The sequence below is a fragment of the Bacillus sp. L75 genome (genome assembly GCF_003676355.1).
GTDB lineage: Bacteria > Bacillota > Bacilli > Bacillales > Bacillaceae > Bacillus > Bacillus velezensis.
Window position 1 is genome coordinate 1 of sequence record NZ_ML064903.1, and the last position, 17,139, is coordinate 17,139.

Consider the following 17,139-nt stretch of genomic DNA (forward strand, 5'->3'; position numbering starts at 1 on the left):
CGGGAGTCACTGGAGCAACCGGAGCCACAGGATCTGGGCTATCAGAATATGCTTATGTGTACAATCTAAGTGCAGAAACGGTAGCTATAGAGGCTCCGGTAATTTTTGACTCAACTGGAATCACTACTGCTGGCATTACACATGCCCCTGGAACAGCTCAAATTATAGTAACCACTCCAGGAGATTACGAGGTCACTTTTTCAGTCTCGGGTGTAGAGCCTAACCAATTCACTTTATTTGTAAATGGAGGGCCGGTGACGAACACAGTTTACGGTTCAGGAGCTGGTACTCAACAGAACAATGGTCAGGCCATAATTACTCTAGCAGCAGGTGACATTCTTACTCTTGTAAATCATACTTCTGCAGCAGCAGTTACTCTTCAAACTTTAGCAGGGGGAACGCAAACAAACGTAAACGCTTCTATTGTTCTCAAAAAATTAAATTAGATAAGTGGTTTAAATCTCCATATTAAACAAGAAATGAGAATGACTTAAAAAAGCTTATAGAGCTTAATATACAGCTTTAGAAGGATGAAGAAATTTAAAATATAAGCAAACTCATCTAATTTTTTTATATAAGGTATTATGGTAATAGGTAATAAACAGGCAGGCGCTTTCCCGCAGGGGAGGGTGCTTTAAATTTAAGGACAAAAGCCTCCAACTGTTAAGCGAGTCAACACAGTAGGAGGCTTTTCTCTTATGGGTGGTACAGCAGCAGTATTCTCTTACAAATCAAATATTCCCAGAAAGTTATGGCAGTATTCGTCTCTCGAGTAATGAAAAAAGTTTTATGTTCTCTGTAAACTGCGTCCGGTAAATCTCGGGATAAACGATTGGCGGTTAACGACTGAGTACGGGGGCAGTTTAGAAAGAATATGATTGGAGGGATTACATAAAATAATTAGTCAAGCCTTAGAGGAATTAGGAAAGAATGTGAGGTGTGCGGCTGAAAGGGTGCCAAATCTCAACCCTGTTATTATCCATAAAAAAGACATGGCAGCGCAACTACAGGAATTCAGTTCGGATTTAGGCTTGTCAGCAGATCTCCATCATTGCCTAGATAAAAAGGTAAAGAACTTATTAACGGCGTATATGGCTCACAAACGGCATATGCAATCCATGATTCCTGACGGCATTTAGGGTTAAAACAAAAGCAAAGCGCGAATCTCTACTAAACAGTTACTTTAGGACTTCTCAAAAAGGAACTCCTATTAAAGGGAGCAGGGTTAATTTTCAAATTGTTTAAATAAAAGTAAAAATATAGTATGTTAGACCAGAAAACAAATGAAGGAGGATTTGTATGAGGTTGTTAAAAAACTCAATCTGTTTACTTGTCGCAACTCTATTGTTTGCTATTGGATTTTCGCCGCAAACGAAAGCAACACAAGAGCACTCGTTTGGATTAGCAAAACCAGTAACCTTTGAAGAAAAAGAAACTTTAACAGTAAATAAGAATGGAGTGGCTAAGAGCAATAATAATGGCCAGGCTTCCGTCATTAAGGAGGCACGACAACTTGCCAAACAGGATAGCCACAATGAAATAACCTATAAGAGCCCCTTAGCTAAAGAAGAAAACAACATTGTTAATGTGCCAGTCGTTGAGAAAAAAGAAGAGAAAGCGCACACTAAAGCAGCTAGCTTAGTTACGATGTCCTACACAACAATATATGACCCCAACAAAAAATCCACACAACCACAATTAAAATAGCAAGCATAGTTGGCGAAAAGCCGATAGTTATCGAAGCAAGAAACGATTTATATGAAAGTAACACTTATAGCGGAAAATATGGAAGGGTTTTTCTCCATAACAGAGAATTTTTAGGAAAAGACATTAAAGTAGGTAAATCATATTCAAAGTCGTATTATCCTAAAAAGACAAAGTTGATCCAAAGTGGAATTGGAGTTGATTCGATATTCACCATGTGCTTCCGCTAAAGTATGGGGGAAAAAATAACTTTAATAATTTGTATCCTCTCCCTCGTGATATGCACCAAAATCTATTAAATCCTTGGTGGGATAAATATTAATAAGTAAGAGGTGGCTCAATGGCAGTTTTTGTTGAAAAAACGCTCCAAGGTCTAAAAGAATTAATTGATGAAAAAGGCCGCTTAAAAATTTTAGGGAATGAAGGAACTCTTTTAGAGACAGAATGTACTTTCTCTAAAGGTGCAACAGATCTGGAGATTGAGAGTTTTGAGAAGAAAATAAAAGTCTCACTTCCTGAAGATTATAAAACCTTTTTAAAATTGCATAACGGAGCCAGAATATTTGATTTGTTGATTTACGGTGAGAATGCAGGTGGGGGTTTGCATATTCTTAATTTAGAAGAGATTGAAAAGTATATGCAAAATGGTTTTTTAGAGCCTCAGTTTATTCCCGTCTCACATCTGTTAGACGGATGTTATTTGTTAATTAACAAAACCAAAATGTCCACAGATCCAAACTATTTATGGTTCCGCAGATTTATTGAGTATGAACCAATGCAACTTAATTTTGAGATATTTTTAGATAGGTATATTTTGTCTCAAGGATCAAGTTTTTGGGAATGGAATATCTATACTGCTGAAAATTATTATAGGACTCACCAGGGTGATGAGGATTAACCTTTCCTACAGTTGGGTTGGTTCATTTTTACTATTAGACTTCGATTTGAACTTTTAAAAATAGGTTTAATTTAGGAGACGAACCGATTAATTGGTGTATAGAGGATTTATAAAAAGCGCAGATACTCTGCGCTTTTTTATTTAAGTATTTTCCGAATCATTCGCAGCCCGTTTTTGGAAGAAGGATAACGGAAAGCGAAGTCGAAGCGGTTCGTTTGTTTGACGACGCTTTTTTTGTGCGTAAACGTGTTAAAGCTGTCAAATCCGTGATAGCTCCCGATGCCGCTTTCCCCGACGCCGCCGAATGGCAAATACGGCGTCGCAACATGCATTAACGTATCATTGATGCAGCCTCCGCCAAACGACAGATTCTCTAAAACAGCGCGCTCAGTTTCTTTGTTTGTGGTGAAGAGATACAGAGCGAGCGGCTTTGGGCGCGATTGGACTTTCTCGATGACTTCATCGATATCACCGTATGTAAACAGCGGAAGAATCGGCCCGAAAATCTCCTCCTGCATCACTGGAGAGTCATCCTTCACTTGATCTAGAATCGTCGGCGCTATTTTGTGGTGATCAGGATTAAATTGTCCGCCTGTAAGCGGGACGCCATCATTCAGAAAGCTGAGCAGCCGCTGATAGTGGCGTTCACTGACGATTTTGCCGTACTGCGGATTTTGTTCAGGCTGAGGACCGTAAAATTCGCTGATCGCACGCTTCATTTCTTCTGTGAGCTTCATTTTGATATCTTGGTGGACAAATAAATAATCCGGTGCGATGCAGGTTTGCCCTGCATTTGTAAATTTCCCGAAGATAATGCGTTTGGCGGCAAGCTGTATATCAGCATCCTTATGGACAATGCAGGGACTTTTGCCGCCGAGCTCCAAGGTAACGGGAATTAATTGTTTGGCGGCGGCCTCCATGACGATTTTTCCCACGGCAACGCTTCCAGTGAAGAAAATATAGTCAAAGGGCTGCTGTAATAACTCAGTGCTGACGTCGGGCCCGCCTTCTGCCATAGCGACATAGTCACTCGGAAAAACGCTGCTGATGAGTTTGGAAAGAACAGCGGAAACCGCCGGCGTATATTCTGACGGTTTGAGAACGACCGTGTTTCCCGCTGCAATGGCTCCAATCAACGGAGAAAGCGCCAGCTGCAAGGGATAGTTCCAAGGCGCAATCACCAAAACGGTTCCATATGGCTCAGGGATAATTATGCTTTTCGAGCCTAGGTGAGTCAGAGGCGTTTTGACTCGTTTCGGTTTGATCCATTTTCCCAGCCGCTTCATCACAAAACTGATTTCCTCCAGTACAATTCCGATTTCTGTCGTGTACGACTCCTGTTCGGATTTGTGGAGATCCTGATAGAGAGCGGCTGTTATATCGGCTTCTTGTGTTTTGATGGCTTGTTTCAGCTTTTGCAGCATGTTCAGTCTCGATTCTAGCTGTCTCGTATGCCCCGCCGCAAAATAGGCTTTGTGCTTGCTGACGATAGAGGGGATGCTGTTCATTCAGTCGCTCCTTTTTTGTAAGGTATGATGATTCATTATGTAAAAAATCGCTTCTGCTTGTCAAATGGGTTTTTCTAATGTACATGTAGCTGAAAAGCCAGTTGGCACATAAAAAAAGCCCCTGTCCGGGGCTTTTTTTAATAAAGAGAGGGAGCATCTGTCCATTATTCTGACAGCCCAAAAGAAAAACCCCGGAAACATTGTCATCACAACATGTCCGGGGTTTAATCCAATGCTCTTTAAAGAGCGTTTTACTTAACGGGAGTAGAACTCAACGATAAGCGCTTCGTTAATTTCCGGAGCAAGCTCAGAGCGCTCTGGAAGACGAGTGAATGTACCTTCAAGCTTTTCAGCGTCGAAAGTAAGGTACTCAGGAACGAAGTTGTTTACTTCTACAGATTCTTTGATGATAGAAAGGTTTCTTGATTTTTCGCGAACACCGATTGTTTGACCAGGTTTTACTTGGTAAGACGGAATGTCAACGCGGCTTCCGTCAACAAGGATGTGACCGTGGTTAACTAATTGGCGTGCTTGACGGCGAGTGCGTGCAAGACCGAGCTTGTACACAACGTTATCAAGACGTGCATCTAAAAGAATCATGAAGTTTTCGCCGTGTTTACCAGTCATTTTTGCAGCTTTGTCAAACAATGTGCGGAATTGACGTTCGTTTACACCGTACATGTGACGAAGTTTTTGCTTTTCTTGCAATTGCAAACCGTATTCTGATAGTTTTTTACGCTGTCCCGGACCGTGGGGGCCTGGTGCGTAAGGGCGTTTTTCTAATTCTTTACCTGTACCGCTAAGAGAGATTCCTAAACGGCGAGACAGTTTCCAAGATGGACCTGTATAGCGAGCCATAATGTGACTCCTCCTTTGGTTTTATTTTGTGGAAAATAAAAACCGTCTGTTCGATCCGACCGTGCACATTTTGTTTTCATGTATCCTCGCTCCAGCAGCAGAGAGTTACACGATACACCTTACAGCTAAGGAACAAAATGCAAACACAGAAGCTGAACAAAAAGGCTGCAATATTTCACACAAAGAACATTATATGATTTTTCCCCGCCGCCGTCAACCATTTCTCCATGAAGAGTGCCGGTTTATGATATAATGTACAAAAATGAGTAGTACATGTTTAGGTGATAAAAATGAAAAAACAAACAATTGATGAAGTGACGGCCTTTCATCAGAAAATGCTTTCTTTTTTCTTAACGAAATCTGAATCCGTCTCATTATCCGACTCGCTGTTATGGCTGGCCTCAGCTCTAGAATCCTGCTTTACATCTCTTTCATTGACCCTTTCACCGGCAGAATCAACACGTTTCACCATAAAAACAGAAGATGAACCGCATTATGCTCCGCTGAAAGAGAGTGACGGCCGTTTTATGATCAGGAATCAGACCTCCGGCAGATCCTTTTATCTGTGCTCGGAAGGCGGGCTGCCGATCCCGGAATCATTGCCTGAGATCGTTACTCAGTTTATTAATCAATCTGTGAGACAAAGCGGGCTGTTTGACAAAACGAAGCATCAGCGGAAAATTCACAGAATGACAGAAATGTTCCATTCGCTTTTGGACCAAAATGAGGTTTTGGAAAAACTGCAGGCAAGTTTGAGTACGGCTTTCCGGTCTTTCCGTTTTTCACTGTTTATCACGCAGGATCAGGATACGGACAGACAGCTTCCCGCAAAAGAATTACATATGGACGGAAAAGATGCCGATCCGTCTGCCCTGAAGGTTTATTTATCGGGGAGACTGCTCAGAAAAGGCAGGTCATCTGCTTATCTGCCGATCAAAGGCCAGCAGGGGACTTACGGGGTTCTGAAGACGGAGGGGCTGCAGGATGCCGTTCTTTCGTGCAGTACTCTCAGTGAAATGCTGCTGCTTGCGGGCGCAGCGGGAAAAGCATTTGAAAATGCGCAGCTCTATGAGCAATCGAAAAAAAGCATTGCGAATCTGGAGCTCATTAATGAAACATCGCGCCAGCTGAATCAGCGCCTCAGACTCACTGATACGATGCGGGAGCTCGCCGCCATTATGACCCAATCGTTTCATGCGGAAGAAGTGGCTTTTTTTCATATTGATCATTTTGAGACGCAAAATCTGCTTCCGGGACATACCGCTTTTTTTAAGACAGAACGTGCGAACCCCTATATCAGCATTGTGAAAGAAAAGCTGTTCGAGGGAGAAAAGGGCGTGTTTATCGGCAGCGGAAAGACTGTATTCGGCGAAAACGGTTTCGGCTCGCTGATGGCGGTGCCGATGATCGAAAATGACACCGTCTTCGGGTTCGCGATTTTATTGAAAAAGGATTTGTATGCTTTTACGTTTGAAATGTATAAGCTTTTTCAAGCGCTCATTCACCATGCGACATTGGCGGTCACGAACTCCATGCTGCGCGACAGGCTTGAGCATCTTGTTCAGACAGACCAGCTGACGGAGCTGTATTCAAGAACCTATTTGGATGAGAAAATTCAATACAGCATGAAAATTCATAAACGGGGTGTATTCATCCTCGTTGATATCGATAATTTCAAAAATATTAATGATACATACGGTCATCAAACGGGAGATTCGATCCTGATTCAGGTGGCCTCCGTTATGAAGAACCATATTCGTGAGCATGATGTCGCTGCGAGGTGGGGGGGCGAGGAGCTGGCTGTCTATCTGCCGAATATCAACGTGTCATCCGGAGAACGCATCGCTAAAAGGCTGGTTCGCGCCATCCGGGAAAATACCGAGCCGCGCGTGACGATTTCCTGCGGCGTTTCCTGCTGGTCAAAGACCGGCCCGATGCCGTTGAAATTGCTCGTTCAGCAAGCGGATGAGGCGCTTTATATCGCCAAACGGAACGGCAAAAACCGGCTGATCATCCATCAAAACAGCACGACGACATAAAAAAGGAGCCGGCCTGCCGGCCGGGCTCCTTTTTTTATCCTAATCGTTTTTCAAGCGTTTCAACAAACTTTGCTAAATAGGTTTCGTCCGTTTCATCAAAACGGTTTTTCACGGGGCTGTCAATGTCCAGCACACCGATCACTTCACCGTTTACGCGGATCGGGAGAACGATTTCTGACTGGGAAGCCGCGTCACAGGCGATATGTCCCGGGAACGCATTCACATCGGCAATCCGCTGCACGTCGCCATTAGAGTAGGCAGTGCCGCATACGCCTCTGCCGAACGGAATGCGCACACAGGCAGGAAGTCCTTGAAACGGTCCGAGCACGAGCTCGCCCTCTTTAGCGAAGTAAAACCCCGCCCAGTTGACTTCATGTAATGAATGGTATAAAAGCGCTGACGCATTCGCGTAATTTGCGATCGCATCCGTTTCATCTTCTGTCATGGCTTCGAGCTGTTTAAGCAGAAGCTGATAACTTTTTTCTTTATCTCCGGATTGTTTTTCGACATGAAACATGGAAAACCCTCACTTTTTCTATAATATCAAACAAAGTTCCGGCCGTTCTGCCGGCATTTGTCGAGAAGTTCTTACAGGAACGGCGCCTTTCTGCTTGAATTGTTACACATAAAGGGGTGAGCCGTATGAAAGTAAGCACTAAAGACAAAATTATTAACGCCGCTGTCCAGCTGTTTAACCAAAAAGGTTATTCCGGCACGTCCGTCCGTGAAATCGCAAAGTCAGCTGATGTAAATGTTGCGCACATCTCCTACTATTTTAAAGGGAAAGGCGGATTAATGGAACATTTAGTTTCCGAGTTTTACGAAGGCTATACTGAAGCGCTGGAAAAAGCCGCCGTCAGTATGAAGGGTGAAGACGCGCAGGAACGCATCCTGCGGGTGATTTTCGATATTTTATCCTATCAGCACGATAACCGTCAATTAACGCGGTTTGTATACCGGGAAGTGACGATTGATTCCGTGCTTATCAGGGAAATTATGTCTACTTACTTAATGAAAGAAAAATATATTTTCCAGCTGGTGATTGAAGAAGGGCAGTCACGCCATAGACGGCTGACGCTGCCCGTGCCGCATTTTATTCTGCAATTGAAATCCCTCTTGATGATGCCGTATCTCCAGCCTCAATATATTACGGAGGTGCTCTATATGCAGCCTCATGAGCCGTACTTTTATAAAAGGTATTTTGAAGAGGTGAAGATCTGGATCGAAAGCGTGTTCCGACGGCCTGATGCGGCGCTTATGAAGTAATGATGTTTTTGTACGTTTCGTAGGAACTGCCGACATCTTCCGCTTGATGGGCGTCCGACCCGAATATGAGCGGGATTTTTTTTTGCTTCGCCGTCTCAGCCATCCAATCCTCCATGTATACTTCCCCGGCAAACTTCTTTCTGAGCCCGGATGTATTCACATCCAGCTCCATTCCGTGTTCTTTCACGGCGTCAAGACAGCGGGCCGCAAGCTCTCTTATTTGAGGTGACATGCTGTAAGGGAAAAGGCGCGCGAATTTTTTGACGAGCGTGATATGGCCGACCCGTTTTGGCTTAAAGGGGCCGAGCGGTGTTACAATGGAAGAATACACGGTTTCATAGTATTGTTCATATACGGCTTCAACGCTTCCGAAGCGGTCGGCAAGCTGCTGAAAGGCGTGCTCGTCAAAATCGAGGCATATATAAGACGGACCGGTTTTCAAAAAATGAACGGATAAAATGCCGTCATCCAGTGAGGGGCCGTACGTGTTCAGAAACGCCGCGGTTTCCTCTTCATACCCTGTGATAAAATCGGTTTCTAGCCCAGTCAGAATGCTGATTTGTCCATCGTATTCCTTTTTCAGCTGTGACAGCCGCTCCAAATAAACCTCCATCTGTCTGAGATCCATCGCGCTGTCCTGAAGCGGTACGGGATCTTGAAATGACGGAGGAAGGGGGGCGTGCTCTGTAAATGTGATCGAGTCAAAGCCTCTTTCCAGGGCCTTTTCGACATATTGTTTCAGCGCATCCTTCGAGCCGTGAGGGCAAAAAGGGGTGTGGATATGAGCGTCTCGTTTTTCCATTTGTGTCACTCCATTAAAAAATTGCAGAATCCTGCCGAAATTATGCAAAAAGTTTTTGATTTCTGGTCAAAAAATGTTGGTTACATGGTATCATAATAACAATGAAAACGACAGATTTTCTCAATACATATATTGAAATCTTTCTGAATACATAAAACACCCTGACAGATTAAGAGAACAACAAGGGGGCTCATTATGGAGTTAGTCATCGGATTATTGGTTATACTGCTCGCGCTCTTTGCGGCGGGCTACTTTTTCAGGAAAAAAATTTATACGGAAATTGACCGGCTGGAGTCATGGAAGATTGAAATTTTAAACCGTTCGATAGTGGAAGAAATGTCCAAGATCAAACATCTGAAAATGACCGGAGAGACGGAAGAGTTCTTTGAAAGATGGCGCGAAGAGTGGGATGAAATTGTCACAGCCCATCTGCCGAAAGTAGAAGAGCTCCTTTATGATGCCGAAGAGAACGCCGACAAATATCGGTTTAAAAAAGCGAATCAGGTGCTTGTCCACATCGACGACCTCCTCACTGCTGCCGAATCAAATATAGAAGGCATACTGCGTGAGATCAGCGACCTTGTGACGAGCGAGGAAAAAAGCCGCGGAGAGATTGAACAGGTGCGTGAGCGGTATTCAAAAGCGCGGAAAAACCTTCTGGCGTACAGCCATCTCTACGGAGAGCTTTATAACAGCCTGGAGACGGATCTCGACGAAATTTGGAGCGGCATAAAAGAGTTCGAAGAAGAGACGGAAAGCGGCAATTACATCAAAGCGAGAAAAGTGCTGCTTGAACAGGACCGCAGACTGGATCAGCTTCAGACATACATAGATGACGTTCCGAAACTGCTTGCGGACTGTAAACAGACCGTGCCGAACCAAATTGCCAAGCTGAAAGACGGCTACCGGGAAATGACGGAAAAAGGCTACAAATTGGAGCATATTCAAATCGAAAAAGAGCTGGAGACCCTCACAAATCAATTGAAACGGGCCGAAAACGCGCTTTTAGAAGAATTGGATGTCGACGAAGCGTCCGCCATCCTTCAGCTGATTGATGAAACCATTCAATCGATGTATGAACAGCTGGAAGGCGAAGTGGAAGCCGGACAGTCCGTATTAAGCAAAATGCCTGAGCTGATCATCGCGTATGAGAAGCTTGAGGAAGAAAAAGACCGCACAAAAACCGAAACGGAGCTCGTCAAGGAAAGCTATCAGCTGACGGCGGGAGAAATCGGCAGACAGCATGCCTTCGAAAAACAGCTGGAAACGATCGGCCGGCTCCTTGAGCAGGCGAGAGAAAAGCTTGACGGCGAGCATGTAGCTTACTCGCTGCTGATTGAAGAAGTCGAGGCCATCGAAAAGCAGATGGAAGAGGCTCAGAAAGAACATGCCGAATACCGTGAAAATCTGCAGGCGCTCAGAAAAGAAGAACTGCAGGCGCGGGAAACGCTGATGCATCTTCGGAAAACCATTTCTGACACGGCCCGAATGCTGCAAAAAAGCAACGTGCCGGGAATTCCTGAACAAGTCAAGGACAAGCTCGAGACGGCAAATCATCATATAGAAGAAACCGTCAGCCAATTGGAAGAGCTGCCGCTGAACATGGAGGAAGCCGCCAAACATCTGGCTGAAGCCGAAAAGGTGGTTGAGGAAGTCAGTGAAGAGGCGGAAGATCTTGTGATTCAGGTGAAGCTGATTGAGCGGATCATCCAGTACGGCAACCGCTTCCGAAGCCAGAATCATATTTTATCCGAACAGCTGAAAGAAGCGGAACGGCTGTTTTATGCTTACCGCTATAATGAAGCTTATGAGATGGCGGCAGATGCTGTTGAAAAAGCAGCTCCCGGCGCCGTGAAAAAAATTAAAGCTGATCAATCTGCTTCATAGACGCATAAGCAAAAACTGCACCCTGATGGAAATCAGAGGTGCAGTTTTTTAGTTTCTCACGGAATATAAAAAGCGCCTGCGGCTGATATACATCAAACCGCAGGCGCTGAATGTTACGATTTTGCTTTATTTAATTCGATGGGCGGGCTGGTAAAAAACGTGATAATGCAGCCGATGATCGCTCCGGCAATGCCCGGAAGCACCCAGCCGATTCCCATGCTGTAAAGCGGAAGATTTGCGTTTAAGAATGAATCTAATGATCCGAGCGGAATGCCGGCTGCCTTCAAACCGTCCAGGATACTGAACAGCCCCGTTCCGATCAGGCAGGCGATATAGACTTCGCGTCTTTCCTTAAAGATTTTATCAATAAAGGAAAGGACGATAATGACAATCGCCAGCGGGTAAATGGCTGATAAAATAGGAACTGAAAATGCAATAATCTCAGCAAGTCCGAAATTTGAAATCGCCAGACTGAACAGCGTGACAATCGTAACCACCATTTTGTATGATAAAGCTGGAATCAATTTTGAAAAATATTCGCCGCAAGATGTGACAAGCCCGATGCTTGTCGTTAAACACGCAACGGTGATGGCGGCGCCGAGAACGATGTTTCCCAGTGAACCGAACAGGTAATCAGATGAAGCTGATAAAATCTTTGCGCCTTCGCCGAGCGGCCCCACAGCGTCCGTGCTTGTCGCTCCCAAATAGGCCAAAGATAAATAAATGAATGTCAAACCTGCCGCTGCAATCAGACCCGCTTTAATACAAGCGGCGGCGAGCGCTTTACGCTGGGTGACGCCCCTGCTTTTAACAGCGTTGACGACAACGACGCCGAAGACGATTGAGGCGAGCGCATCCATTGTTTTATAGCCTTCCAAAAATCCTTTGAACACCGGCGTTCCGGAATATGCCTGATGTACGGCGCCCAGCCCGCCCATCGGAGTGACAATGGCTTTTACGACGATGATTAAAATAATACCGAATTTAATAGGAGTCAAAATCTTTCCGACTCTGTCCACGATTTTGGAAGGGTTAAGAGCTAAATAATACGTAATAGAAAAAAAGATCAACGTGAAAACAAATAAAGATAATCTTTCCGGAATGCCGCTTAAAAACGGAACTGCACCGATTTCATATGAAACGGTTCCGGTTCTCGGAATCGCGAAAAGCGGCCCGATTGATAAATAAAGCACAACGGTGAAAATAGTCCCGAATACCGGATGAGCTTTATCGGCAAGCCCTTTCGCGTCTTTGCCCGTTAATGCGATGGCGATAATACCCAAAAGCGGCAGACCAACGCCGGTCAGTAAGAAACCGCCCATCGCTTTCCAGACATTATGCCCCGCCGCTTGCCCGAGCTCCGGCGGATATATCATATTTCCTGCCCCGAAAAAAAGTGCGAAAAGCATGAAACCGATAATAACGGTATCTTTGACAGGTAGTGAGTGTTTCATAAAAATCCTCCTAAATACTATGTTGAAATATTCTGTCAATTAATTGTCAGATAATATAACAAAACGAACATTACTTATTATATGGCAATGTACAGAGAAGTCAATACTCGATTTATTGCGAATTTATATTTACTTTTGTTATGGTAGCATAAATATCATACGATGTACCGTTTTCATTAAAGGAGTAAAAAAAATGATATATTTAGACAACAGCTCAACGACCGAGCCGTATGAAGAGGTATTGGATGTGTACAAACAGACGAGCAGCCGTTATTTCGGCAATCCTTCGTCTCTGCACCGGTTAGGAACTGAGACGGAACAGCTCCTTGAAGCGGCCGCTCAGCAAATAAAAAAAACCTTGCGTTTAAAAAATTATGATATTGTATTTACATCGGGCGCGACTGAAGCGAATAACGCTGCGTTAAAGGGAGCAGCCTGGGCAAACATGAGTAAAGGAAGACATATCATTGCTTCGGCGATTGAGCATCCTTCTGTGACGGAGACGCTTGATCAGCTGACAGAGCTGTTCGGCTTTGAAGTCACATATCTTCCGGCCGATCAAAACGGCTTCGTTTCTTTGAAAGACGTCAAATCGGCTATCAGGCCGGATACGATAATCGTCAGCGTCATGCATGTCAATAACGAAGTCGGCTCCATTCAGCCCGTAAAGGAAATCGGCGGGTTTTTAAAGCAGCACCGGAATATTCTGTTTCATGTTGATCATGTGCAGGGCATTCATAAAGTTCCCCTGTCTATAGAAGAAGCGGGCATTGACCTTTGCACCGTTTCAGGGCATAAGTTTCACGGCTTAAAAGGGACCGGAGCGCTTATCGTCAAAAAAGGAACGCGGCTCATTCCGCTTATAACAGGCGGCTCGCAGCAAAAAGGCGTCCGCGCCGGAACGGAACACACGGCAGGCGCCGTTTCCCTTGCGAAAGCGATCAATCTTTCCGCGCGTGACATGAACGAGCGGCTTTCTTCCGTGGAGGCTGCCAAGAATGCGCTCATGGAAAGGCTGAGCGGGACGGACGGGGTCGTCATCAACACCCCCGCTGAAAGCAGCGCGCCGCATATCATTAATTTTTCCGTTCCGGGCGTGAAGGCGGAAGTGCTGCTGCACATGCTTGAGGAAAAAGGAATATATGTCTCCACAACCGCGGCATGTTCGGCAAGAGAGCACAAACCGAGCCGTGTTCTTCTGCAAATGAATAAAGGCGAACAGATTGCATCAAGCAGCATAAGAGTCAGCCTGAACTTCAGCCATACGGCTGACATCACGGAGCCGTTTATGGCCGCGCTGGCGCCGGCTGTTCAAAAACTAAAAAAAATGATGAGGTAGCATATGAATTACGATCATATTTTAATCCGCTTTGGTGAAATATCCACAAAAGGAAAAAACAGACGCAGTTTTATTGAAAGATTAAAACAGAATATCCGCCTGGTATTAAAGGATTATAAAAAAGTAAAATACTTTTCAAACCGGGACCGGATGTCAATTACACTTAATGGAGAAAACCCGGAGGAAATTTGTTCCTTATTAAAGAATATATTCGGCATTCAAAGCTTTAGTCTCGCAATTAAATGCGAAAGCAAGCTGGAAGACATTAAAAAAACGGCTTTAGCCGCGATAGAAGGCGAATATAAACCGGGGAATACGTTTAAGGTCGAGACCAAACGGGCTTACAAACAGTTTGAATTAGATACGAATGCGATGAACGCTGAAATCGGCGGCCATATTTTGAAAAACACGGATGGATTAACCGTCGATGTGAGAAATCCCGATATTCCGCTTCGGATTGAAATCAGGGAGGAAGCGACATTCCTGACCATTCGTAACGAAAAAGGCGCCGGAGGCCTTCCTGTCGGTTCCGCGGGTAAAGCGATGCTGATGCTTTCCGGCGGTTTTGACAGTCCGGTCGCCGGTTTTTACGCGATGAAACGGGGATTATCAGTTGAAGCCGTACATTTCTTCAGTCCGCCGTATACGAGTGAACGGGCAAAGCAGAAAGTCATGGATCTCGCGGGATGCCTCGCGAAGTTCGGCGGCAGTATGACACTTCATATCGTGCCGTTTACAAAGACGCAGGAACTCATCCAAAAACAAATCCCGGAGAACTATACGATGACGGCGACGCGGCGTCTTATGCTGCAAATCGCGGACAGAATCAGAGAAGAACGGAAAGCGCTCGCGATCATTACGGGAGAAAGCCTCGGGCAGGTAGCGAGCCAGACGCTTGAAAGCATGTATGCGATCAATGCGGTGACGGCAACGCCGATTTTGCGCCCTTTAATCGGAATGGACAAAACAGAAATCATCGAAAAATCAAAAGAAATCGGCACTTATGAAACGAGCATTCAGCCGTTTGAGGACTGCTGCACCATCTTTACGCCGCCAAGTCCGAAAACACGCCCGAAAAAAGAAAAAATCGAGCACTTCGAAAGCTTCGTTGATTTTGAACCGCTGATTGCAGAGGCCGCTGCCGGCATCGAAACCATCACTGTTTACTCAGAGCAGGAAGCTCACGATAAGTTTGCCGGCCTGTTTTAAAACTGTATACAATTACCACTGTTTACTCAGAGCAGGAAGCTCACGATAAGTTTGCCGGCCTGTTTTAAAACTGTATACAATTACCACTGTTTACTCAGAGCAGGAAGCTCACGATAAGTTTGCCGGCCTGTTTTAAAACTGTATACAATTACCAAAGTTTTTTTGAATGAAGACATGTGTTTTATCACATTCTATACTCACAAGGAGGTGATACACATGTCACAACAATCAAACAGCGGAAACAGCAACCAGCTTTTAGTGCCAGGCGCTGCTCAAGCTATCGACCAAATGAAGTATGAAATCGCTTCTGAATTCGGTGTAAACCTTGGACCGGAAACAACTTCTCGCGCCAACGGTTCTGTCGGTGGAGAAATCACAAAACGTCTTGTCTCTTTTGCTCAGCAAAGCATGGGCGGAAGCAGCCAGCAGCAGTTTTAATCACAACTTCACATAATGGCTAAGAGAGCGGGGAATTCCCCGCTCTTTTTTCATGAGTATAGATAGAAGGCGGGAAGCAATTTATGCATATTTTTATTGTAATGGCCTATGTTTATGTATAATGGGGAAAGAAAGTGAGGAGTTGTTCGTGTTAAAACGAGAAGATTTAATCGCCCCAAAGAACTATAACCTTGTAAATGAAATCGAAAAGTTCAGCCGTTCCAAAGAGAAGAACGCGCTTATTTGGGAAGATCAAACAGGCGGCAAGAAAGTCTGGACGTATGAAAAATTGATGGAAGAAACGAATAAAATCGGAGCCCGCCTGAAAGGTCTCGGATTTGAAAAAGGCGATAAGCTGATTGTCATGGTTCCGAGAGTGCTTGAAGCGTATGCCGTTTATTTAGCGATCTTAAAAGCGGGGATGGTCGTCATTCCTTGCTCGGAAATGCTGCGCGCCAAAGACCTTGAATACCGGATCAAACACGCCGAAGTGAAAGGCGCTATCGTTTATCCTTCATTTATAAACGCGTTTGACGAGGTAAATACCGAGCAGCTGGTGACATTGTCAATCGGTGAAAATGATGCCGGCTGGAAAAACCTCCTAACGATTAAAGCGGACGGAGACAGTTTTCAAACAGCTGATACAACAAGAGAAGACATGGCGTTTTTGTCCTATACTTCAGGCACGACAGGCCAGCCTAAAGGCGTTGTACATACACACGGCTGGGCCTTTGCCCATTTAAAAACATCAGCCGGTGCATGGCTGGATATTTCTGAAGACGATACAGTGTGGGCCACCGCGGCGCCCGGCTGGCAGAAATGGGTGTGGAGCCCGCTGCTCGCCGTTCTGGGAAGCGGCGCGACAGGATTCATTTATCACGGCAGATTCAGCGCCAAGACGTATTTAGAGCTGCTGGAGCGCCATCAAGTAAATGTCTTCTGCTGTACCCCGACGGAATACCGCCTGATGGCAAAAGTGGAGGAGTTGGACAAATATGATCTTTCTGCCCTTCACAGCGCAGTTTCTGCGGGTGAGCCATTAAACCGGGAAGTCATTGACGTATTCCGGAAGCATTTCGGCATTAAAGTGAGAGACGGATACGGCCAAACGGAGAGCACCCTGTTAGTCGGCGTCCTGAAGGATATGGATATTAAGCCGGGAAGCATGGGCAAACCGACCCCCGGAAATCAAGTGGAGATTATAAACGATAAAGGCGAAATATGCGAAACTGGCGAAACGGGCGATATCGCCGTGCATTTGAGCACACCGGCCTTATTCAAGGAATATTATAAAGATCCTGAAAGAACGAAAAAGCAGATTCGCGGAGATTACTTTCTTACAGGAGACCGCGCGAAAAAAGACGAGGACGGCTACTTTTGGTTTGAGAGCCGCAATGATGACATCATCGTCAGCTCCGGATATACAATCGGGCCTTTTGAAGTAGAAGACGCGCTTGTGAAGCACCCGGAAGTGAAAGAATGTGCCGTCGTGGCGAGCCCGGATGAAATCAGAGGTTCAATCGTAAAAGCCTATGTCGTTTTACAAGACGATGAAAAGCGCAGTGACGAACTTGTCAAAGAACTGCAAAACCACGTCAAAACGATTACGGCGCCTTACAAATATCCGAGAGAAATTGAATTTGTCGAAAGCTTGCCGAAAACGGCGTCCGCAAAAATCAGACGTGTGGAGCTGAGACAGCGTGAAGAACGGCTGAAGGCTGATAAAAAAGCATAATA

The 17,139-nt window shown here is 45.1% G+C and carries 15 protein-coding genes; 10 read left to right on the forward strand and 5 right to left on the reverse strand.

The features are described 5' to 3' along the window. The 3 genes from D5S11_RS06165 to D5S11_RS06185 all read left to right on the forward strand — a co-directional run. A partial coding sequence (locus tag D5S11_RS06165; protein WP_481747863.1) for a BclA C-terminal domain-containing protein occupies positions 1-446 on the forward strand: 446 nt, incomplete at its 5' end. Positions 447-1,299: 853 nt separating this feature from the next. Further along, entirely contained in the window at positions 1,300-1,707 is a 408-nt protein-coding gene (locus tag D5S11_RS06175; RefSeq protein ID WP_007408033.1) for a hypothetical protein, read from the forward strand. A 337-nt stretch (positions 1,708-2,044) separates the two neighbouring features. Beyond that, a complete protein-coding gene (locus D5S11_RS06185; RefSeq protein WP_108724781.1) occupies positions 2,045-2,602 on the forward strand; it encodes an SMI1/KNR4 family protein in 558 nt (185 codons plus the stop codon). A gap of 137 nt (positions 2,603-2,739) precedes the next feature. Here the strand turns inward: D5S11_RS06185 and D5S11_RS06190 are convergent, their stop codons facing one another. Both D5S11_RS06190 and rpsD read right to left on the reverse strand, forming a co-directional pair. After that, entirely contained in the window at positions 2,740-4,110 is a 1,371-nt protein-coding gene (locus D5S11_RS06190) for an aldehyde dehydrogenase (protein WP_047936032.1), read from the reverse strand. A gap of 255 nt (positions 4,111-4,365) precedes the next feature. Beyond that, positions 4,366-4,968: a 30S ribosomal protein S4 gene (gene rpsD / locus D5S11_RS06195; protein ID WP_003152406.1), complete on the reverse strand. Its 603-nt coding sequence runs from the start codon at positions 4,966-4,968 to the stop codon at positions 4,366-4,368. A 290-nt stretch (positions 4,969-5,258) separates the two neighbouring features. Here rpsD and D5S11_RS06205 point away from each other — a divergent pair, with 290 nt between their 5' ends. Beyond that, positions 5,259-7,007, forward strand: a complete 1,749-nt coding sequence (locus D5S11_RS06205) for a sensor domain-containing diguanylate cyclase (protein ID WP_007408036.1) — start codon at positions 5,259-5,261, stop codon at positions 7,005-7,007. Between the two features lie 34 nt (positions 7,008-7,041). Here the strand turns inward: D5S11_RS06205 and D5S11_RS06210 are convergent, their stop codons facing one another. Further along, positions 7,042-7,524: a GAF domain-containing protein gene (locus D5S11_RS06210; RefSeq protein WP_007408037.1), complete on the reverse strand. Its 483-nt coding sequence runs from the start codon at positions 7,522-7,524 to the stop codon at positions 7,042-7,044. A 125-nt stretch (positions 7,525-7,649) separates the two neighbouring features. Here D5S11_RS06210 and refZ point away from each other — a divergent pair, with 125 nt between their 5' ends. Further along, entirely contained in the window at positions 7,650-8,273 is a 624-nt protein-coding gene (refZ, locus tag D5S11_RS06215) for a forespore capture DNA-binding protein RefZ (protein ID WP_032866509.1), read from the forward strand. Here refZ and hisJ read toward each other — a convergent pair. Next, positions 8,263-9,075, reverse strand: coding sequence for a histidinol-phosphatase HisJ (hisJ, locus tag D5S11_RS06220; RefSeq protein ID WP_017418367.1), 813 nt, complete (start codon positions 9,073-9,075; stop codon positions 8,263-8,265). The two genes, refZ and hisJ, sit on opposite strands and share 11 nt — an antisense overlap. Positions 9,076-9,270: 195 nt before the next feature. On the opposite strand from hisJ, the gene ezrA reads away from it, so the two are divergent. Beyond that, complete coding sequence (gene ezrA / locus D5S11_RS06225; protein WP_007408039.1) at positions 9,271-10,962, forward strand: septation ring formation regulator EzrA; 1,692 nt, start codon at positions 9,271-9,273, stop codon at positions 10,960-10,962. A gap of 113 nt (positions 10,963-11,075) precedes the next feature. Here the strand turns inward: ezrA and brnQ are convergent, their stop codons facing one another. Then, a complete protein-coding gene (brnQ, locus tag D5S11_RS06230; RefSeq protein ID WP_015240382.1) occupies positions 11,076-12,416 on the reverse strand; it encodes a branched-chain amino acid transport system II carrier protein in 1,341 nt (446 codons plus the stop codon). A gap of 193 nt (positions 12,417-12,609) precedes the next feature. Here brnQ and D5S11_RS06235 point away from each other — a divergent pair, with 193 nt between their 5' ends. The 4 genes from D5S11_RS06235 to mbcS all read left to right on the forward strand — a co-directional run bounded on the left by D5S11_RS06235 (position 12,610) and on the right by mbcS (position 17,137). Next, positions 12,610-13,755 (forward strand): cysteine desulfurase family protein, encoded by a 1,146-nt coding sequence (locus D5S11_RS06235; protein WP_108724782.1) that lies wholly within the window; start codon positions 12,610-12,612, stop codon positions 13,753-13,755. A gap of 3 nt (positions 13,756-13,758) precedes the next feature. Next, the gene (gene thiI, locus D5S11_RS06240) at positions 13,759-14,964 is read left to right on the forward strand and encodes a tRNA uracil 4-sulfurtransferase ThiI (protein WP_032871699.1); all 1,206 of its coding nucleotides are present in this window, start codon (positions 13,759-13,761) and stop codon (positions 14,962-14,964) included. Positions 14,965-15,180: 216 nt separating this feature from the next. Continuing rightward, on the forward strand, positions 15,181-15,402 hold the full coding sequence (locus tag D5S11_RS06245; protein WP_007408043.1) for an alpha/beta-type small acid-soluble spore protein: 222 nt from the start codon (positions 15,181-15,183) through the stop codon (positions 15,400-15,402). Between the two features lie 148 nt (positions 15,403-15,550). Next, complete coding sequence (gene mbcS, locus D5S11_RS06250; protein ID WP_108724783.1) at positions 15,551-17,137, forward strand: acyl-CoA synthetase MbcS; 1,587 nt, start codon at positions 15,551-15,553, stop codon at positions 17,135-17,137. The last annotated feature ends 2 nt before the right edge of the window (positions 17,138-17,139 follow it).